At 68.3% G+C, this 18,677-nt stretch carries 16 protein-coding genes; 11 read left to right on the forward strand and 5 right to left on the reverse strand.

The genetic code is table 11. The annotated features are described in order from the left end of the window. Positions 1 to 3: 3 nt before the first annotated feature. Complete coding sequence (gene gdhA, locus P7F68_RS13350; protein WP_002924997.1) at positions 4 to 1,347, reverse strand: NADP-specific glutamate dehydrogenase; 1,344 nt, start codon at positions 1,345 to 1,347, stop codon at positions 4 to 6. A gap of 288 nt (positions 1,348 to 1,635) precedes the next feature. Between gdhA and P7F68_RS13355 the strand changes: the two genes are divergently transcribed. From P7F68_RS13355 to P7F68_RS13365, 3 genes are all read left to right on the forward strand, one after another. Continuing rightward, positions 1,636 to 2,064: an acyl-CoA thioesterase gene (locus tag P7F68_RS13355; RefSeq protein ID WP_002940235.1), complete on the forward strand. Its 429-nt coding sequence runs from the start codon at positions 1,636 to 1,638 to the stop codon at positions 2,062 to 2,064. Positions 2,065 to 2,071: 7 nt separating this feature from the next. Continuing rightward, the gene (locus tag P7F68_RS13360) at positions 2,072 to 3,466 is read left to right on the forward strand and encodes a TIGR03862 family flavoprotein (RefSeq protein ID WP_277833823.1); all 1,395 of its coding nucleotides are present in this window, start codon (positions 2,072 to 2,074) and stop codon (positions 3,464 to 3,466) included. Positions 3,467 to 3,545: 79 nt separating this feature from the next. Beyond that, positions 3,546 to 4,178 (forward strand): trimeric intracellular cation channel family protein, encoded by a 633-nt coding sequence (locus tag P7F68_RS13365; protein ID WP_277833825.1) that lies wholly within the window; start codon positions 3,546 to 3,548, stop codon positions 4,176 to 4,178. Positions 4,179 to 4,203: 25 nt separating this feature from the next. On the opposite strand, the gene P7F68_RS13370 is transcribed toward P7F68_RS13365, so the two are convergent. After that, complete coding sequence (locus P7F68_RS13370; protein ID WP_002940239.1) at positions 4,204 to 6,654, reverse strand: EAL domain-containing protein; 2,451 nt, start codon at positions 6,652 to 6,654, stop codon at positions 4,204 to 4,206. Between the two features lie 197 nt (positions 6,655 to 6,851). Here P7F68_RS13370 and trhP point away from each other — a divergent pair, with 197 nt between their 5' ends. The 3 genes from trhP (at position 6,852) to P7F68_RS13385 (ending at position 9,827) form a co-directional block, all read left to right on the forward strand. Further along, positions 6,852 to 8,258: a prephenate-dependent tRNA uridine(34) hydroxylase TrhP gene (gene trhP, locus P7F68_RS13375; RefSeq protein ID WP_002925004.1), complete on the forward strand. Its 1,407-nt coding sequence runs from the start codon at positions 6,852 to 6,854 to the stop codon at positions 8,256 to 8,258. Between the two features lie 8 nt (positions 8,259 to 8,266). Then, positions 8,267 to 8,935: a DsbA family oxidoreductase gene (locus P7F68_RS13380; protein WP_002925006.1), complete on the forward strand. Its 669-nt coding sequence runs from the start codon at positions 8,267 to 8,269 to the stop codon at positions 8,933 to 8,935. Between the two features lie 79 nt (positions 8,936 to 9,014). Next, entirely contained in the window at positions 9,015 to 9,827 is an 813-nt protein-coding gene (locus P7F68_RS13385; RefSeq protein WP_002940246.1) for an EcsC family protein, read from the forward strand. 15 nt (positions 9,828 to 9,842) lie between these two features. Here P7F68_RS13385 and P7F68_RS13390 read toward each other — a convergent pair whose 3' ends face one another. Continuing rightward, the gene (locus P7F68_RS13390; RefSeq protein WP_277833830.1) at positions 9,843 to 12,410 is read right to left on the reverse strand and encodes an EAL domain-containing protein; all 2,568 of its coding nucleotides are present in this window, start codon (positions 12,408 to 12,410) and stop codon (positions 9,843 to 9,845) included. Between the two features lie 185 nt (positions 12,411 to 12,595). Between P7F68_RS13390 and P7F68_RS13395 the strand changes: the two genes are divergently transcribed. From P7F68_RS13395 to P7F68_RS13415, 5 genes are all read left to right on the forward strand, one after another. Then, positions 12,596 to 13,789, forward strand: a complete 1,194-nt coding sequence (locus P7F68_RS13395; protein WP_277833832.1) for a glycosyltransferase — start codon at positions 12,596 to 12,598, stop codon at positions 13,787 to 13,789. A 234-nt stretch (positions 13,790 to 14,023) separates the two neighbouring features. Next, positions 14,024 to 14,227, forward strand: a complete 204-nt coding sequence (locus P7F68_RS13400) for a heavy-metal-associated domain-containing protein (protein WP_002925013.1) — start codon at positions 14,024 to 14,026, stop codon at positions 14,225 to 14,227. Between the two features lie 107 nt (positions 14,228 to 14,334). After that, a complete protein-coding gene (locus tag P7F68_RS13405) occupies positions 14,335 to 15,741 on the forward strand; it encodes a 3'-5' exonuclease family protein (RefSeq protein ID WP_277833835.1) in 1,407 nt (468 codons plus the stop codon). A 142-nt stretch (positions 15,742 to 15,883) separates the two neighbouring features. Continuing rightward, a complete protein-coding gene (locus tag P7F68_RS13410) occupies positions 15,884 to 16,270 on the forward strand; it encodes a group II truncated hemoglobin (protein WP_002925016.1) in 387 nt (128 codons plus the stop codon). Between the two features lie 6 nt (positions 16,271 to 16,276). Next, positions 16,277 to 17,197 carry a DMT family transporter gene (locus P7F68_RS13415; protein ID WP_198291871.1) on the forward strand — a complete coding sequence of 307 codons (921 nt, stop codon included), beginning with the start codon at positions 16,277 to 16,279 and terminating at the stop codon, positions 17,195 to 17,197. Here the strand turns inward: P7F68_RS13415 and P7F68_RS13420 are convergent. Together P7F68_RS13420 and P7F68_RS13425 are read right to left on the reverse strand one after the other, a co-directional pair. Continuing rightward, complete coding sequence (locus P7F68_RS13420; protein ID WP_002940263.1) at positions 17,189 to 18,583, reverse strand: DASH family cryptochrome; 1,395 nt, start codon at positions 18,581 to 18,583, stop codon at positions 17,189 to 17,191. The genes P7F68_RS13415 and P7F68_RS13420 overlap by 9 nt on opposite strands. Beyond that, positions 18,517 to 18,672 (reverse strand): DUF2256 domain-containing protein, encoded by a 156-nt coding sequence (locus P7F68_RS13425; RefSeq protein WP_083491447.1) that lies wholly within the window; start codon positions 18,670 to 18,672, stop codon positions 18,517 to 18,519. The genes P7F68_RS13420 and P7F68_RS13425 overlap by 67 nt, the downstream gene beginning before the upstream one ends. Between the last annotated feature and the right edge of the window lie 5 nt (positions 18,673 to 18,677).

Raw genomic sequence — 18,677 nt, forward strand, 5'->3', positions numbered from 1 at the left:
GGATCAGATCACGCCCTGGGCCAGCATGGCCTCGGCGACCTTGACGAAGCCGGCGACGTTGGCGCCGTCGGCATAGCTCACGGTACCGTCCTCGCGCTTGCCATACTTCAGGCAGGCGGCGTGGATGCCAAGCATGATCTCCTTCAGGCGGGCGTCGACCTCTTCACGGGTCCACGACATGCGCATCGCGTTCTGGCTCATCTCCAGGCCCGAAGTGGCCACGCCGCCGGCGTTGGAGGCCTTGCCCGGCGCGTAGAGCACGCCGTTGTGTTCGAAGATCTTCACCGCCTCGATGGTGCTCGGCATGTTGGCGCCCTCGGCCACGGCGATCACGCCGTTCTTGACCAGGGTGGCGGCGTCGTTGGCATCGAGCTCGTTCTGGGTCGCGCACGGCAGGGCGACATCGACCGGCACATGCCACGGCCGCACACCCGGCTCGAAGCGGGCGCCGACACGCTCGGCGTACTCCGCCACGCGGCCGTAGTAGTGGTTCTTGATCTCCATGAGGAGGGCGAGCTTCTCGGGGGTGAAGCCTTCCTCGTCGATCACCGTGCCGCTGGAGTCGGAGCAGGTGATGGGCTTGGCGCCGAGTTCCATCAGCTTCTCGATGGCGTACTGGGCAACGTTGCCCGAACCCGACACCGACACGCGCATGCCGCGGATGTCACGGCCAGCGTGCTCAAGCATGGCGTTGGCGAAATACACCGTGCCGTAGCCGGTCGATTCCGGACGGATCAGCGAGCCGCCAAAGGACAGGCCCTTGCCGGTAAACACGCAGGCGGCGTTGTTCGACAGCTTCTTCATCATGCCGGCCATGAAGCCGACCTCACGGCCGCCCACGCCGATGTCGCCCGCCGGCACATCGGTGTCGGGGCCGACGTGGCGATACAGCTCGCTGATGAAGGCCTGGCAGAAGCGCATCACCTCGCCCGGGCTGCGGCCCTTGGGGTCGAAGTCGGAGCCGCCCTTGCCGCCGCCCATCGGCAGCGTGGTGAGCGCGTTCTTGAAGGTCTGCTCGAAGGCGAGGAACTTCAGGATCGACAGGTTCACCGACGGGTGGAAGCGCAGACCGCCCTTGTAGGGGCCGATGGCCGAGTTGTGCTGGATGCGGTAGCCGCGATTGACCTGCACGTCGCCACGATCATCCACCCACGACACGCGGAACATGATCACGCGCTCGGGTTCGATCAGGCGATCGAGGAGGGAGTGCTCGGCGTAGCGCTTGTTGGCGGAAATGAAGGGCCACAGGCTCTCCATGACCTCGCTGACCGCCTGCAGAAACTCGGGCTGGCCAGGGTTGCGCTGTTCGACGTAAGCCAGGAACTCCTCGAGGGACTGATATTTCATGATCGTGAACCCGTTGTTGATTAAGAAGTGGACACACACGCGCGCAGGCGATGACCTCGGTTTTACCCGAGGACATCGCCTGCAATCCCCATAATTGTGCATGAAGATCCCCAATCGTGTGCATGACATGGGTCAAAAAAACGTCATCCATGCCATTTGCACAAGAATGCACCACAAGAATGCGGACGCTCATCAGCCTGCAGCGGGCGCGTTTGCGCACCTTGCTTGCCCGCATGAGGCCAAGGCCGGTACGCTCGGCCTCCCCTACTGCCCACTTCCAGGCTCATCATGGCCCGTATCCGCATCGAACTGCCCGCACAGTTCTCCTTCGCAACCGAGGTCCCGCTGTTGATCTCGCACATCAACTACGGCAACCACCTCGACAACGCGCAACTGCTCGGCGTGGTATCCGAGGCGCGCGTGCGCTTCCTGAAGTCCATGGGCTATGCAGAGATGAACGTCGAGGGCTGCGGCATCATCGTCGCCGACGCGGCGGTCCAGTACCGCTCCGAAGCCTTCCACGGCGAACTCATGCGCATCGAGCTCGCGGCGACGGACTTCCACATTCACGGTTGCGATCTGGTATGGAAGATGTCCGAGGCGTCCACCGGGCGCGAAGTCGCGCGCGGGAAGACCGGCATCGTATTCTTCGATTACGAGGCACGCTCCAAGGCCGCCGTGCCGGAAGGCTTCAGGCGCCGCTTCCCGGCGGCCTGAGCCGGCATTGACCGTCATCCTGACCGCAGGCCTCGTCATGCTCGATCATTCCGACCCGTCCCGCCGCTCTCCATCGCCTTGCGGCCACCATGTCGCCGTGATCGGCGGCGGCCCGGCCGGGCTTATGGCTGCGGAGACGCTTGCCGGCGCCGGCCTGGCCGTGACCGTGTACGACGCCATGCCTTCGGTCGGGCGCAAGTTCCTGCTCGCGGGGCGCGGCGGGCTCAACCTCACCCATAGCGAGGCCGCCGCACCGTTCCTGTCGCGTTACGGCACGGCAAGTGCTGCGCTGTCGCCCATGCTGGCGGCCTTCGACGCCCAGGCCTTGCGCGCATGGGCCCACGGCCTGGGCGTGGACACCTTCGTCGGCACCTCGGGGCGGGTGTTCCCGACCGAGATGAAAGCCGCCCCGCTACTTCGTGCCTGGCTCGCACGCCTGCGCGCATCCGGCGTGCAGTTTGCGATGCGCCAACGCTGGCTTGGCTGGGCCACGCCCGTCACCGCCGCGAGCGGGGCGCCAAGCGCGCCACCGTGCGCGCACAGCCTGCGCTTCTCGACGCCGGCGGGCGAGCGCATCATCGCAGCCGATGCCGTGGTGCTCGCCCTTGGCGGCGGCAGCTGGGCGAAGCTGGGCTCAGATGGCGCCTGGGTGCCCCTGCTGCGTGCTGCAGGTGTCGACGTCGCTGCGCTGCGGCCCGCCAATTGCGGCTTCGATGTCACCACGCCCGGCACGCAAGCGCGCGGCGGCTGGAGCCCCCATTTCCTCGACCGCTTCCGCGGCCAGCCACTCAAGTCGGTGGTCGCCCGCTTTACCGACGCCAGCGGCCACACGCATGAACGCGCCGGCGAATGCCTGGTCTCCGCCACAGGCATCGAAGGCGGGCTGATCTACGCCTTGTCGGCGCCGCTGCGCGATACCATCGCGGCGCTCGGCGAGGTCACCGTCGCCCTCGACCTTGCGCCGGGACGCAGTCAGGAGCGCCTCACTGCCGAGCTCGCCCGCCCGCGCGGCAGCCGCTCGCTGGCCAGCCATCTGCAGAGCCAGGCTGGCATCAAGGGCATCAAGGCCAGCCTGCTGCGCGAATGCCTGCCCAAGGCGGTTTTCGACGACCCTGTCCGCCTGGCTGCGGCCATCAAGGCCCTGCCGCTGCGCCTGGTCGCCCCGCGCCCGCTCGACGAGGCCATCAGCAGCGCCGGGGGCGTACGTTTCGAGGCTGTCGACGACAGGTTGATGCTGAAGACGCACCCTGGCGTGTTCGTTGCCGGCGAGATGCTCGACTGGGAGGCGCCCACCGGCGGCTATCTGCTCACCGCCTGCTTCGCCACCGGCGTGGCGGCGGCGCGGGGTGTCGCCCATTGGCTGGAAGCCCGCTCCGCCCCCGACGGACACCCTTCGCGCTAGCATGCGCACGCCTGCGCCGGTGCTGCCCCCGGCATCCGGCGCACGCTCGCTCCCCCACCCTGGATCACCCGACCGAGCCATGAACCTGCACCCCTTCCTCATTGCAATCGAAGTCGGCGGCACCATCGCCTTCGCCATGTCCGGCCTCATCGAGGCCACGCGCAAGCGCATGGACATCGTCGGCGTATTTTCGGTCGCCTTCGTCAGTGCCTTTGGCGGCGGTACCGTGCGCGACATCCTGCTCGACCGCCGGCCATTCTTCTGGATCCAGAACCAGGAATACCTCTGGCTGGTACTGGCGATGGTGCTGACCACCCCGCTCTGGCTCAAGACCTTGCGCCACAAGCTCGGCGGTCACGTGATGGAATTTGCCGACGCCTGCGGCCTGGGCCTGTTCGCGATCTCCGGGGCCACCATCGCGCTCGCAGCCGACATGCCGGTACTGGTGGCGATGATGATGGGCGTGGTGACCGCGATCTTCGGCGGCGTCTCGCGCGACGTGCTGTGCAACGAGGTACCCAAGGTGTACAGCGATCATCGCCCCTACGCGATGTGCGCCCTGTTCGGCTGCGGCGTCTTCATCGTCCTCGACGCGATCGGCCTGCCCTTGCCCATCTCCACCCTCTCCGGCATCGCCGCTGCGACCGGCACGCGCCTGATCGCAGTCGCGCTCGACATCCGCCTGCCCGCCTGGCCAAAGCCCGGGGAGTGAGTCCGGGGGCCGTCGCCACCGTCGCCTACATCGCCTGGATGAAGGCCTCCATGGCCGCGATGGTTCGATCGCGCATGTCGTTCAACCTCGCCAGGCCGGCATGCGCCTCATCCTTGCGATCGCCGCGGTGCAAGCGCAACAGCTCGACGGCAAGCGCGTGGATCTCGAGGTGAAGCTGGTCGAGCTCGCTCAACCGATCACTGCCCAGTGCGTAGGGATCAGCAATCACGCCGTCGAGCCAGCGGCCGAAGGCACATTCATGAGGGTCGAGCGCTGGCGGCGCTGCGCGCTCGCCGGCAAGGCACTCGGCGATGGCCATGATCCAGCCGCGGTGCTCGACCGTGGCATACAGCAAGGGCATTGCCTCAGCCCCAAGCCGGCGCTGGCGGGTCCACCGCAGCGGCGGACGCCAGCCCGCAGCCCAGCCCGGCAGCGCTGATGGCGGCATCGGCCGCGCAATGCCATAGCCTTGGGCGCATTCGCACCCCAGCCGCAGCAGCAGTTCGCCCTGCGCCTCGGTCTCCACGCCCTCGGCAACGGCACGGCGGCGAAAGGCACGCGCAAGGCCCAGCACGCCATCGAGGATGGCAAGATCGTCGGCGTCGTGCAGCATGTCGCGTACGAAGCTGCGGTCGATCTTGAGCTCGGCGGCCGGCAAGCGCTTCAGATAGCTCAGGGAGGAGTAGCCGGTACCGAAGTCGTCGAGCGAAAAGCTGACCCCCATGCGCGTGCACGTGGCCATCGTCTCGGCGACCCGGTTCATGTCGGCCAGCGCACTGCTCTCGAGCACCTCGAGCTGCAGCTGGTCGGGCGCAACTTCCGGGTGCAAGGACAGCAACAGGTAGAGGCGCTCGGCGAAATCGGCCCTTTGCAAGTGATTGGCCGAGATGTTGACGCTGACGGGCACGCGCAAGCCCTCGGCCTGCCACGCGGCGATCTGACTCAAGGCCGAGTCGATGACCCATTCGCCAAGCTGGACGCCGAGCTCATGGCGCTCGATCGCAGGCAGGAAGCGATCGGGCGGAAGCAAGCCCTGCTCCGGGTGTTGCCAACGGACCAGCGCCTCGGCACCGATCAGCTCGCCGCTGTGCATGTTGACCTTGGGCTGGTAGTGCAGCGCGAACTCGTCCCGCAGCAGGCCCTGGCGGATGCGCTCGACGCTTTCGTGATGGCTGCGCAGGTCATAGTCCTGGTCGCTGTCGAAGAGGTGGTAGCGATCCTTGCCGGCAAGCTTGGCCTGGTACATCGCCTGGTCGGCCTGGCGCAGCAACTGGTCGGCCTCGACATCCTCGCGCTGCGGGTAGAGCGTGATCCCGATACTGCCCGACACCTTCAGCAGCTGGCCATTCACCTCGACAGGCTCGGCAGCCGTAGCCAGCAGCCGCCGCACCAGCGGCCGGCAGCTTTCGGCATCGGGCAGATCGCTGAGCACGGCGACGAACTCATCGCCCCCCAGGCGAGCAAGCGTGTCGCAGTCCCGCATGGTCTTGCGCATTCTCAATGCAAGTGCCATCAGCAGCTTGTCGCCCACGTCATGCCCGAGGGTGTCGTTGACCGCCTTGAAGCCATCGAGATCGATGTACACGACCGCCAGGCGCTGACCACTACGCGTTGCGCGCGCCATGGCCTGATGGAGGCGGTCCGCAAACAGGACGCGGTTGGGCAGCGCAGTGAGGGCGTCGTAATGTGCAATATGCTCAAGCTGGCGTTCGTGCTCCTTCTGCACCGTAATGTCCGAGAACAGACCGACAAAATGCCGGATCGCGCCGCGTGCGTCGCGCACCGCGCTGATGGTGAGCAATTCGGCGAACAACTCTCCGCTCTTGCGCCGGTTCCACACCTCGCCGTACCAGTGCCCCTTGTCGTGCAGGCTTTTCCACATCGCCGCATGGAAGGCCTGGTCATGGCGATCGGACTTGAGCAGGCTGGGGTTGCGCCCGAGCACTTCCTCTCGCGCGTAGCCGGTGATGCGCGTGAACGCCTCGTTGACCTCGACAATGTTTCCCTGGGCGTCCGTCACGATGATGCCTTCCCGGGCGTGCGCAAACACGGCCGCTGCCAGGCGGGCATCGGCGTCGCGCTGGTGGCGCAGCCGCGCATAGCGGATCGCTCGCCGCAACACCTCGCTGTCGCCCCCCTTGGGGAGATAGTCATCGGCACCGAAAGCAATCGCCAGACAGGTCACGGCCGGATCGTCCACACCGCTCAACACGATGATCGGCGCCTCGGTCAGCGCTCGGCAGCGCTCGACCGTGCCGGCTCCGCAGGAGTCCGGCAGACTCAGGTCGAGCAATACCACGTCGGGCTGGGCTCCAGCCTCCGCAAACAGGGCCTCGGCCGCACGCATGGAATCGGCAACGCGGATGTCGAAATGCTCATGCAACGCATCCCGCAACTGCCAGCGGATGAGTTCGACGTCACCCGCATCATCCTCGATCAGCATGATCTGGGCCGGGGCAAGAGCGGAAGCGGGCATTCAGGGGCTCCGTGGACAACGCGCGTTCCCAGGCCGGGCTGGCCTGCGCACAGGGAGGCGTAACATGTTAATCCAGTATTCACCGATGCCGCGGCCCCTGCCGCGAACTCAGCCACAGTTCGACGGCCCAATCGATACGGCGCACTCGGCTAGAATGCCGGCGTCCAAGACCACAGGCCCGGCTCCACTCCATACTCATGCCCACTTCACGCCGCCCCGAGCTGCTCGCCCCCGCCGGCACCCTCGACATGATGCGCACCGCCTTCGCCTACGGCGCGGACGCCGTGTACGCCGGTCAGCCGCGCTATTCGCTGCGCGTGCGCAACAACAGCTTCGGCCAGCTTGAAACCCTGGCAGCCGGCATCGACGAGGCCCACGCTGCAGGCAAGCTGTTCTATCTGGTGGCCAACATCTACCCGCACAACGCCAAGCTGCGCACCTTCGAGGACGACATGGCGCCGGTCATCGCGATGAAGCCCGACGCGCTCATCATGGCCGACCCCGGGCTGATCATGATGGTGCGCGAACGCTGGCCCGAGGTGGACGTCCACCTCTCGGTGCAGGCCAACACCACCAACTACGCGTCCGTACGCTTCTGGCAGTCGGTGGGGGTCAAGCGCATCATCCTCTCGCGCGAGCTGTCGCTCGACGAAGTCGCCGAGATCCGCGACACCTGTCCGGACATGGAGCTCGAGGTCTTCGTTCATGGTGCGCTGTGCATCGCCTATTCCGGGCGCTGCCTGCTGTCGGGCTACTTCAACCACCGCGACCCCAACCAGGGCACTTGCACCAACTCCTGCCGCTGGGACTACAAGGTGCACGAGGCCGGTGAAGACGGCGCCGGCGACGTCCAGGCCCGCGGCAGTGCACCGATCGGCACCCCGAAGGACGCCGGCGCGGTCGGCACCGCCACCCGCAGCCGGCTCGACACCACCACCGGCCTTGCGCTCGGCGGCGGCCCGCGCCACATCGGTGGCAGCAAGGTGTGGCTGCTGGAAGAAGGCACCCGCCCCGGCGAGCTGATGCCGATCGAAGAGGACGAGCACGGCACCTACATCCTCAACTCGAAGGATCTGCGCGCCATCGAGCACGTCCAGCGCCTGGTGGACATTGGCGTCGATTCGCTCAAGATCGAGGGCCGCACCAAGAGCCCCTACTACGTCGCCCGCGCCGCCCAGGGCTACCGCCGCGCGATCGAGGACGCCGTCGCCGGCCGCCCCTTCGACCCCCGCCTGCTCGGCGAGCTCGAGGGCCTGGCCAGCCGCGGCTACACCGACGGCTTCTACCAGCGCCACGCCACCCCCGAGCACCAGAACTACCTGCGCGGCCATTCGGAATCCGGGCGCAGCCTGCTGGTGGGCGAGATGGTGGGCTGGGATGCCGGGCGTGGCCTGGCAGAAGTCGAAGTCAAGAACGGCTTCGGCGTCGGCGACCGGCTGGAGTTCGTGCAGCCGGGCAGCAATCTCGAGTTGCGCCTCGACCGGCTACTGGCCGCCGACGGCAGCGCACTCGACCGCGTTCCCGGCAGCGGCCGCCGCGTGTGGTTGCCATTGCCACCCGCTGCCGACCCTGCCCAGCCCTGCTTCATCGCCCGCTTCCTGTGAGTGCCTCAATGATCCTCGACATCGACCTCGTCTCCGACTTCGTCTGCCCCTGGTGCTACCTCGGCAAGGTGCGTCTCGACCGCGCCCTGGCGGAGCTGAAGGCCGCACGCCCCGACCTCGAAGCGCGCGTTAACTGGCTGCCCTTCTTCCTCAACCCCGACACCCCGGCCGCAGGCGAACCCTATCGCGCCTTCCTCGAGGCCAAGTTCGGCGGCCCGATCAAGGCCGAGGCGGTGCTCGACACCGTGCGCGCGGCAGCCGCGGAGGACGGCCTGAGCTACGCCTTCGAGCGCATCCAGACCCGCCCCAACACCTTGCAGGCGCACCGCCTGATGTACCGCGCCCAGGCCCAGGGCCAGAAGCCCGAGCGCATCCAGAGCCTGGCCCAGGCGCTGTTCGCCGCGCACTTCCAGGAGGGCCGAGACATCGGCGACAAGGACACCCTCGCCGACATCGCCGCGGCCTGCGGCGACCGCCGGGAAGCCGTGCGCGAATGGCTGGACGGCCGCGGCAGCATCGACGCCGTCGAGCGCATGGCCGCCGGCGTGCGCCGCCAGGGTATCGAGGGCGTGCCGTTCTTCATCCTCAACCGCAAGCTGGCGGTGTCGGGCGCCCAATCGGCCGCCGTGCTGGGTGCGGCCATCCTGCAATCACTGGAAACCGGCAAGCCCTCCTGACGCCGGGAACGCGAGCGTGCGGCAGCGCGTCTGAAGCGATGGACACCCCCGCCGCAACCGACCACCACCCCGGCCCCTCATGAGCACCCACACCCTGCAGCTTGCCGACGCCGACCTGGAGGCCCTCGCCCACGCGCGCGGCCTGCTGGAAAACCCCAGTCTGGTCGCGCGCCTGAGCAGCTTCGTCGGCAGTCCGCTGGAGCAAGGCATGGCGCGCCTGCCCGCGAGCTGGCGGGCAAAGGTCGGCGGGCTGGCCCATGAAGCCCTGCTGCGCGCGATGAGTACGGCCGCGCGTACGCTCGAACCCGAGCCTCGTCCGGCCTCGCCGCGCCTGCACAAGCTGCTCGGCTCGGTCAGCGGCGCCGGCGGCGGTGCCTTCGGCCTGGCCGGGCTGACGGTCGAGATCCCGCTGTCCACGGTCCTGATCATGCGCGCCATCCTCGACATCGCGCGCGCGGAAGGCGAGCACATCGACAGGCCGCCTACGCGCCTGGCCGCCCTCGAGGTGTTCGCCCTCGGCGGCACCCAGCGCAGCGACGACGCCACCGAATCCGGCTACTACGCGGTACGCGCAGCGCTCGCCACCACGGTCAGCGAGGCCGCACGCCACCTGGCGCAGAAGGGGCTGAGTGCCGAAGGCGCGCCCGCCCTCGTGCGGCTGATCACCATGGTGGCGGCACGCTACAAGGTGCAGGTCACGCAGAAGGCGGCCGGCATGCTGGTGCCCGGCATCGGTGCGGCCGCCGGAGCGACGATCAACCTGATGTTCATGAACCACTTCCAGGACGTCAGCCGCGGCCACTTCACGGTACGCCGGCTGGAGCGCCACTATGGCGCCGAGGCCGTGCGCACGGCCTGGGAGGCACTTGCCGACTCCCCGCGCCCGCACTGAACGGGCGCGCCGTCCTCAGCTGCCGCTGCAGCAGACCGCGACGAACTCGTCCCACGGCAAGGGCCGGCTGAAGTGGAAACCCTGCGCCAGGTCGCAACCCTGGGCGTGCAGCACCATCAGGTGTGCCTGCGTCTCCACGCCTTCGGCCACCACACGCAGCCCCAGGCTGTGGCCGAGCGACACGATCGCCGACACCAGCGCTGCATCCCGCGGATTGCGATCGATACCGCGCACGAACAGGCGGTCGATCTTGAGCTCGTCGATCGGGAAACGCTTCAGGTAGGCGAGCGAAGAGTAACCGGTACCAAAATCGTCGATCGCCAGCCCGACACCGAGCGCGCGCAGCTGATCGAGACGGGCGATCGCGCGCTCCGAGCCCTCCATCAGCATGCTCTCGGTCAGCTCCAGCGTCAGGCACTCGGGCGGCATGCCGGTCTCGGCCAGCACACTGCCGACCATGGCCACGAAACCCTCGTCACGGAACTGGCGCGCGGAGATGTTCACCATCATGCGCAGCGGTGGCCGGCCGGCCTCGCGCCAGTTGCGGTGATGCTCGCAGGCGCAGCGCAGCACCCATTCGCCGATCGGTACGATGAGTCCGGTCTCCTCGGCCAGCGGGATGAAGTCAGCTGGCGACACCAGGCCAAGGTCCGGGTGGTTCCAGCGCAGCAAGGCCTCGACGGCCTCGAGCCCGCCCCCGCCGATGCGCACCAGCGGCTGGTAATGAAGCTGCAGCTCGTTGCGCGGCAAGGCGCGGTGCAGCGCGGTCTCCATGGCCAGGTGTTCGAGCGAGCGGGCATTCATGGCTGGCTCGTAGAGCTGGAAGCTGTTGCGGCCCTCGTCCTTCGCCCGATACATGGCCACATCCGCGTTCTTGATCAGCGTGTCGGCATCGAGCGAGTCGTCGGGGTAGATGCTGATGCCCAGGCTGGTGGTGACGACCAGCTCGTGCTCGTCAATGAGCACGGGCCGGCGCAATGCAGCCACCAGGCGGCGCGCAGTCATTGCCGCCTCGTCGGGGCCGGCCAGATTGTTGAGGATGACGAGGAACTCGTCCCCGCCCATGCGTGCGACGGTGTCGTCCTCGCGCAGACAGGCACGCAGCCGGCTGGCGATCTCGACCAGCAAGCGGTCGCCGATGCCGTGGCCGAGGCTGTCGTTGATGCGCTTGAAGCGGTCGAGGTCGACGAACATCACCGCGAGGCGGCTGCGCATGCGCGCGGCATGGGCGAGCTCCACCTGCAGGCGGTCCTCCAGCAGGCGGCGATTGGGCAAGCCGGTGAGCGGATCGTAGTAGGCGAGGTCGCGGATGCGGGCCTCGTTCTCCTTGAGCCGGCTGATGTCGGTAAACAACGCCGCATAGTGGGTCAGCGCACCGTCCTCGTCGTGGATCGCGGTGATGTGGAGCAACTGCGGCGACACCTCGCCGGATTTGCGCCGGTTCCACACCTCGCCCTGCCACTTCCCGGACTCGAGCAGCTCTTCCCACATGCGCTGGTAGAACGCCGGGCTCTGGCGACCTGAATTGAGCAGCGAGGGGTTGCGCCCGATCACCTCCTCCGGCGCGTATCCGGTCAGGCGGGTGAAGGCAGGATTGACCGACACGATACGGACATCCGCATCGGTCACCATGACCCCTTCGAGCGAGTTCTCGATGACCTTCTCGGCGAGATAGAGATTGCGCCTCGATGTATGGAGGGCGGCATCGCGCTCGTGCAGCGCATGTTGCAGCTCATGCACGTAGGCGAGCTCCATGCCGCTCAGGATGTCCTTGAAGCTGATCAGGTCGCACAACTCGCCGTCGGCCCCGATCACGCCGACATGGCGGATATGGCGCTCGGCCAGCAGCGCGCGCACCCTGTACAGGCTGTCCTGCTCGGTGCAGGCGATCAGCGGGCGGCTGGCAAAATCGCCCACCTCACCACAAGCCACGCGCTGGGCCACGAGGCGGGTGATGTCGCGTTCGGTCAGGATGCCGTAGCGGCCCGACGCAGAGGCCTCGGCCTCGTGGCCGAAGTCGACCACGACGGCGTCTGCGCCGCTTTCCCGCATGCGCGCGGTGGCCTCGGGCAGACGGGCAGCGGCAGGCATGGCATGCAGGCCGCCCTTGACCAGCGAGTCCACCTTGCGCAACTTCAGGTAATGCTCGATGCCCTGGTTGAGCACCACGTCCGATTGCGACACAACGCCCATGCGGCGACCATCGTCGTCGACGACCAGGTAATGGCGCACATGCTCCTCGCGAAAGCGGACAGTGAGGTCGTGCAGGCGGAACGACGCCGGCACGGTACGCAGCGGCGCGCTCATCACCTCGCGCAGCGGCCGAGTGAAGGCGGCCGGATCGCTCATATCCACCGCGAGCGCGTCGCGCTCGGTCCAGATACCGACCGCCTCGCCCCCCTCGACCACGATGACCGAGCTCACCCGACGCTCGCTCATGAGCGCCGCAGCCTCGTGCACAGGCCGTTCGGGGCCGCATTCGAGCACGACGGGCGAGACGATCTCGCCGATGCAGACATCGTCGCCAAGGGCGATCGAGAGGATTTCTTCGCACAAGGCGCCAGGAGTTCGCGGCAGGTTCATGGATTGCGGTCGGTGCGCGGGACCAAGGCCCGTGCCCTATGTCTTTGGTCGTAAGCGCGCGATTGTCTCATCAACACCACGCCTTTGCCCGACGACCCTGTCACGCAGGTGCAACGATTGCCACCGCCGCGCCCCACCCGCCAACGGTCACCGTGCGGTAACACGGCGGGCCCAAGCTGGGTCGCATGCTCAAGGTACTGATGGTGTCCGACGTCTATTTTCCGCGCGTAAACGGGGTATCGACCTCGATCGCGAGCTTTCGCCGCGCGCTTTCCGCACAAGGCGTCGATGTCCGCCTCGTCGTCCCGCGCTATGGCCGCGAGGCCGATGAAGAGGGCGTCATCCGCATTCCCGGCTGGCGCCTGCCGCTCGACCCGGAGGACCGCCTCGTCGCACGTCGCGCCATGTACGAGGCCGTCCGACGCGAAGCGCGCGACTGCGACCTCGTGCATGTGCAGACGCCCTTCGTTGCCCACTATGCCGGCCTTGCCGCCGCCCGGGCCTGCGGCCGGCCGGTGCTGCTCACTTACCACACGCTGTTCGAGGAGTACCTCCAGCACTACATCCCCTTCCTGCCTGCGGCCGCGCTGCGCGGGCTGGCGCGACGGATATCGCGCCAGCAGTGCGACGCCGTCGACCAGGTGATCGTGCCGTCCACAGCCATGCGTACGCGCCTTGCCGACTACGGCGTGCGCACGCCGATGGAGGTCCTGCCCACCGGCATCCCGGTCGCCGACTTCGCCCGCGGAGACGGCGCGCACTTCCGCCGCATCTACGACATCCCGGAGGCCGCGCAGATGGCCTTGTTCATCGGTCGCGTCGCGCACGAGAAGAACATCGGCTTTCTGCTCGATGTCGCCGCAAGGCTGCGCAGCCAGCGTCCCGGCTTCGTGCTCGTGATCGCCGGCGAGGGTCCGGCCACGCGTAGCCTGCAGCGTCGGGCCACGCAACTCGGCCTGGGCGCGGCCGTACGCTTCGTCGGTTACCTCGAGCGCCGCAAGCGCCTGCCGGACTGCTATGCCGCAGCCGATGTCTTCGTCTTCGCCTCGCGCACCGAAACTCAGGGACTGGTCCTGCTCGAGGCCATGGCCGCAGGCCTGCCGGTCGTTGCGCTGGCCGCCATGGGGACCACCGACATCCTCGCCCCCGAACGCGGCGCCCGCATCGCTCCCGACTCGCCCGCCGGTTTCGCGGCAGTGGTCGAGGATGTGCTCGCCAACGGCCGCCTGCGCAAGCAACTCGCCGCCGAGGCGCCCGCCTACGCCGCCGAATGGGCGGACACGCTGATGGCTGCACGCCTCACCGCGCTCTACCGCCGCTTGCTCGAAGGCGGCGGCGATTGCTCCCCGGTAGGAGCGGCGCAAGCCGCGAGGGGTTGAAGGCGGCCGCATCCTGATCCGGCCCGCAACAGCTCGCGACTGGCGTCGCTCCTACAGCGAGGGCAAGCCGCGGCGATTGCTCCCCGGTAGGAGCGGCGCCAGCCGCGAGGGGTTGAAGGCGACACGGCTGGACTCCTGCCCTAAAAGGCTCGTGACGCCTCATGTCGAACTTGCCGACGACGCCGGCAGCGGACAAGATGCGGCGAACACCGTCCCCAATTTCCGGAGCCGCCGATGCAGACCACCACCCTCACCATCACAGGCATGCGCGACGAGCACTGCCTGCGCCTCGTCACCAATGCCATCCAGGACCTGCCCGGAATCGGCTACCTCGAGATCTCGCTCGAAACCGGTGCAGCAACCATCGAGCACGGCACCTTCGTGTCCGCGGCCGACATCTACCAGGCCATCGAAGACGCCGGCTTCGGCGCACGCTGACGGCGTTTCCGCACGGCCGGGGCTAATGGCCGCTCGCAGGCACGGAACCCCGGACGGCCTGCGCCGCTCACACCTGCCCGCCCCCACGCACCCGGTCCTCGTCCGCTGTGAACGCCCTCCTCCGAGCCCACCCCGGCGGCCTCGCCTTCGTCGATATCGAGACCACCGGTGGTCCCGCACAGCACGACTCGATCACCGAAGTCGGCATCGTCCAGGTCGACGAGGACGGCGTGCGCGAGTGGTCGACGCTGGTGCGCCCTGCGTCACGCATCCCCGACTACATCCGGCGCCTGACCGGCATCGACGACGACATGGTGGCGAGCGCGCCTCGCTTTTCCGAGATCGCGGACGAGGTCTTCGACCGCCTCGACGGCCGCCTCTTCATTGCCCACAACGCACGCTTCGACCACGGCCACCTGCGCGCCGCCTTTCGCCGCGCCGGGCTCGACATCCGTCCGCAGGTGCTGTGCACCGTCAAGCTGTCGCGCCGGCTGTTTCCCGACCACCGCCGCCACGGCCTCGACCACCTCATCGAGCGCCACGGCCTGATGGTGGCCGACCGCCACCGCGCGCTCGGCGACGCCCAGCTGCTGTGGCAGTTCTGGCAGAAGATCCACGACCGCTTCCCAGCCGGCCACATCGAAGCGGCCGTGCGCGAGCTGATCGGCCACCCCAGCCTGCCGCCCCACCTCGACCCGGAGCAGATCGCCGGCCTGCCTGACTCGCCCGGCGTTTACCTGTTCTATGGCGAGCGCGCCGCCGGCGCGGCAGATGGGCACTTGCCGCTCTACATCGGCAAGAGCACGCGGCTGCGCAGCCGCGTGCTGTCGCACTTCGCCGCCGACCACAGCAGCGACCGCGAACTCAGCCTCAGCCAGCAGGTGCGCCACGTCGAATGGATCGCAACCGCGGGCGAGATCGGCGCGCTGCTCGAGGAGGCCCGCCTCGTCAAGCAGCTGCAGCCCACCCACAACCGCCAGCTGCGGCGCAACCGCGAGCTGTGCACCTGGCGCCTCGCCACCGACATCGTCGGCGACTGGCGGCTGGAACTGGTGCACGCCGCCGACCTCGACTTCGGCCGCCGCGACGACCTCTACGGCTTCTTCCGCAATCGCCGCGAGGCCACCAACCGGCTGCGCGCGCTCGCCCGCGACCACGCCCTGTGCCCGCCCCTGCTCGGCCTCGACAGGCACCCCCAGGGCGCGCGCTGCTTCGACTTCCAGTTGAAGCGCTGCCACGGCGCCTGCCACGGCAGCGAATCGCCCCAGGCCCACGCCCAACGCCTGATCGACGCCCTGCATGCGCTGAAGGTCGAGCACTGGGCCTGGCCTGGCCCGATCGGCCTGCGCGAAGGCGAGGCCACCCACGTCATCGACGGCTGGCGCTGGCTCGGCACCGCCACCGACGAGGCCAGCCTTGCCAGGCTGCTTGAGGCCGGCCGCCCTGCATTCGATCTCGACATCTACAAGATCCTGGTCAAGGCAGTGAAGCGGTTGTCGGTGGTGAAACTGTGAGCGACGCACCGCAGCGGGTTGCCGCGTAAACGGGGCGAAAAGCTCGCGACTTGCTTCGCTCCTACAAGACCCCTGCCCAACTCTGCGACAATCCTGCCCAAGGCGCCCACACCGAGGCGCGCACCTCACCCCAAGAAGCCCGATGGAACAACAGACCACCTACGACCGGATCGGCGGCGAGCCCACCGTTGCCCGCCTGTGCGACCGCTTCTACGGCCTGATGGCCGAAACCCCGCAGTTCGCCGAACTGCGCGCCATGCACCCCCAGGACCTGCAAGGCTCGCGCGACAAGCTCTTCATGTTCCTGTCCGGCTGGCTGGGCGGGCCCGACCTGTTCGTGCAGAACTTCGGCCACCCGCGCCTGCGCGCCCGCCACATGCCGTTCGCCATCGGCACCCGGGAGCGTGACCAGTGGGTCGCCTGCATGCTGCTGGCAATGGAAGAAGTCGGCATCGAAGAAGGCGTCCGCGAGCGCCTGCTGCAGAACTTCTTCAACACCGCCGATTTCATGCGCAACCAGCCGGGCTGAACCGAATTGCACACACCGTCCCCCTCGCATGCCGACGCCGTGCGCGGCCTGCTCGCCGCGCTCGCCGTGGTGGTGTTCTGGTCCGGCTTCAACATCGTGTCGCGCTTCGGCGCCACCGCGAGCTTCACGCCCTTCGACATTGCCGCGCTGCGCTTCGGCGTGTCCGGCGCAATCGCGCTGCCGCTCTACCTGCGCTTCGTGCCGCGCAGGGACTGGCCACGCCACATGGTGCTGGCGGCAGTAGGCGGGCTGGGCTACGGCCTGCTGGTGTACTCCGGCTTCGCGTTCGCGCCGAGCGCGCACGCCGGGGTGTTCGTCAATGGCGGCATCCCGTTCTGGACCATCGTCATCATGGCGGTGATGTCGGGCTTTCGCATCGCACGCCCCACCGTGATCGCGCTCGCACTGTCGACCTGCGGCCTGCTTCTGATCGGCTTCGAGAGCCTGCTCGCACCCACGCACGGACGCGAATGGGTCGGCGACCTGCTCTTTCTCAGCGCCGCGCTGTGCTGGGCGGTATTCGGGCTGCTGATGCGGCGCTGGCAGATCAAGCCCCAGCTCGGCATCCTCGGCATCGCCAGCTTTTCCGCGCTGGCCTACCTGCCGGTCTATCTGCTCTGGCTGCCGGCCAACATCGCCGCGGCAAGCTGGGGCGAGATCGCGCTGCAAGGGGTCTACCAGGGCATCGTCGCCTCCATGCTTGCCGCGGGCTTCTACAGCTATGCGGTGCAGAAGGTGGGCGCGAGCGAAGCCTCGATGATGCTGGCACTGGTACCCGCCTTCACCGCGATCGGTGCTTTCTTCATCCTGGGCGAGGCGCTCGGCCTCAGCACCATCATCGGCATCGCGGTGGTATCGGTCGGCGCCCTGCTCGGTGCCCTGCCTCCGGCAGCGCTCGCCCGCCTGCGCGCGCTCCGTTCACGCTGAACGGCCGGCGTGCCGGTGCGCGCCGAGCCAGCGCGCCCGGTAGTCGCCATCCGCGTCGTAACGCGCCGCCTGCCCGTCAGGGTCGAAACGCCGTCCGCCGCGCGGATCGGTGCCGCGGCCGGCGATGTACAACCAGTTGCCCTGGTTGCTGTACGTGTCGTAATCGACCAGTTGGGCCTCGAACCATGCCGCCCCGGCACGCCAGTCGCAGCCAAGATCGTGGATCAGGTAGCTGGCAACGACCTGGCGCATGCGGTTGGACAGCCAGCCGGTGGCTGCAAGCTCCCGCATGCCGGCATCGACGAAGGCCTGCCCTGTGCGCCCTGCGCACCAGGCCTCGAAGGCCGCCGGATCATGCGCAGGCGGCGAAGCGCCGTCGCCGAGCCCGCGCGCCCGGTACAGGCGTCGCCCGTGCTGCAGATGCAGGAACCGGAAGTAGTCCCGCCACAGCAGCTCGAACCACAGCCAGTAGCTGCCGTCGCTCGCCCCCTGCTCGGCCTCGTGACGGCGCAGCGCGGCGAAGACCACACGCGGCGACAAAGCCCCCTGTGCCAGCCAGGGCGAGAACTTGCTCGAGAAGTCGACGCCGCTCAGCCCGTTGCGCGTCACCTTGTAATGCCGGGGCCTTGCGCTTGCGAAGTAGCTCGCCAGATGCGCGAGCGCCGCCCGCTCACCGCCCGCGAATTCCGGTCGCCACCACGGGAAGGCAGCCTCGCCGCAGCCTTCGTAGCCCCGCTCCGGCCGGAGCGCCTGGCAAGGGCCACCCCCCACCTGGACCATGCCGGGCAGCTGATCGAGCGACGGACAGGGCGGCAGCGCGGCGAGCGGCGCCAGTGGGGCCGCCGGTAACACGCCCGCCATCTCAACCGCCCGCCGAAAATCCGTGAACACCTTCGGCAGTGCCTCGACCTCGAACGGCAGCAGCCCGGGATCGAGCATGGTGGACTGCCACACCGCCTGCACCTGCAGCCCTGCCGCGCGCAACGACGCCAGCTCGTCCACCTCCTCCGGCGCGGCGATCGCCTCGCATGCCACCCTGTCCGTGCCCAACGCACGGGCCAGCGCCGGCAGGACATCGGCCGCTGCGCCACGCACCTGAAGCAGGCGACTGCCACGCGCACGCAAGGCCGCATCCAGATCGGTAAGCGCGGCATCGAGGAACGTGCGCCGATGCGCACCCCTGCGCGTGAAACCCCAGCGCGTGGGCGTATCGGCCGCAGGGTCGTGGCAATACACCGGCAGCAAGCGCGCGGCCGACGCGCTGGCCGCGGCCAGCGCCAGGTTGTCGCCAACACGGAGGTCGGTGCGGAACCAGTAGATCACGCCATCCCCCCGGGCTTGCGGGCGCGCCGGCAGCGCTCCGAGCAGTAGCGCACTTCGGCCCACACCTTCTCCCACTTCTTTCTCCAAGCGAACGGCCTCCCACAGACCGCGCACAGTCTTGTCGGCAGGTCGGCCTTACGTCGCATCGCCATCGTCA

Source organism: Thauera mechernichensis (assembly GCF_029588855.1).
Classification (GTDB): Bacteria; Pseudomonadota; Gammaproteobacteria; order Burkholderiales; family Rhodocyclaceae; genus Thauera; species Thauera mechernichensis.

Bases quoted from the DNA above. Each gene is read 5' to 3' on its own strand.
- gdhA (WP_002924997.1), bottom strand. From the start codon at position 1,347: ATGAAATATCAGTCCCTCGAGGAGTTCCTGGCTTACGTCGAACAGCGC.
- P7F68_RS13395 (WP_277833832.1), top strand. From the start codon at position 12,596: ATGCTCAAGGTACTGATGGTGTCCGACGTCTATTTTCCGCGCGTAAAC.
- P7F68_RS13380 (WP_002925006.1), top strand. From the start codon at position 8,267: ATGATCCTCGACATCGACCTCGTCTCCGACTTCGTCTGCCCCTGGTGC.
- P7F68_RS13355 (WP_002940235.1), top strand. From the start codon at position 1,636: ATGGCCCGTATCCGCATCGAACTGCCCGCACAGTTCTCCTTCGCAACC.
- P7F68_RS13390 (WP_277833830.1), bottom strand. From the start codon at position 12,410: ATGAACCTGCCGCGAACTCCTGGCGCCTTGTGCGAAGAAATCCTCTCG.
- P7F68_RS13385 (WP_002940246.1), top strand. From the start codon at position 9,015: ATGAGCACCCACACCCTGCAGCTTGCCGACGCCGACCTGGAGGCCCTC.
- P7F68_RS13425 (WP_083491447.1), bottom strand. From the start codon at position 18,672: ATGGCGATGCGACGTAAGGCCGACCTGCCGACAAGACTGTGCGCGGTC.
- P7F68_RS13400 (WP_002925013.1), top strand. From the start codon at position 14,024: ATGCAGACCACCACCCTCACCATCACAGGCATGCGCGACGAGCACTGC.
- P7F68_RS13365 (WP_277833825.1), top strand. From the start codon at position 3,546: ATGAACCTGCACCCCTTCCTCATTGCAATCGAAGTCGGCGGCACCATC.
- P7F68_RS13410 (WP_002925016.1), top strand. From the start codon at position 15,884: ATGGAACAACAGACCACCTACGACCGGATCGGCGGCGAGCCCACCGTT.
- trhP (WP_002925004.1), top strand. From the start codon at position 6,852: ATGCCCACTTCACGCCGCCCCGAGCTGCTCGCCCCCGCCGGCACCCTC.
- P7F68_RS13370 (WP_002940239.1), bottom strand. From the start codon at position 6,654: ATGCCCGCTTCCGCTCTTGCCCCGGCCCAGATCATGCTGATCGAGGAT.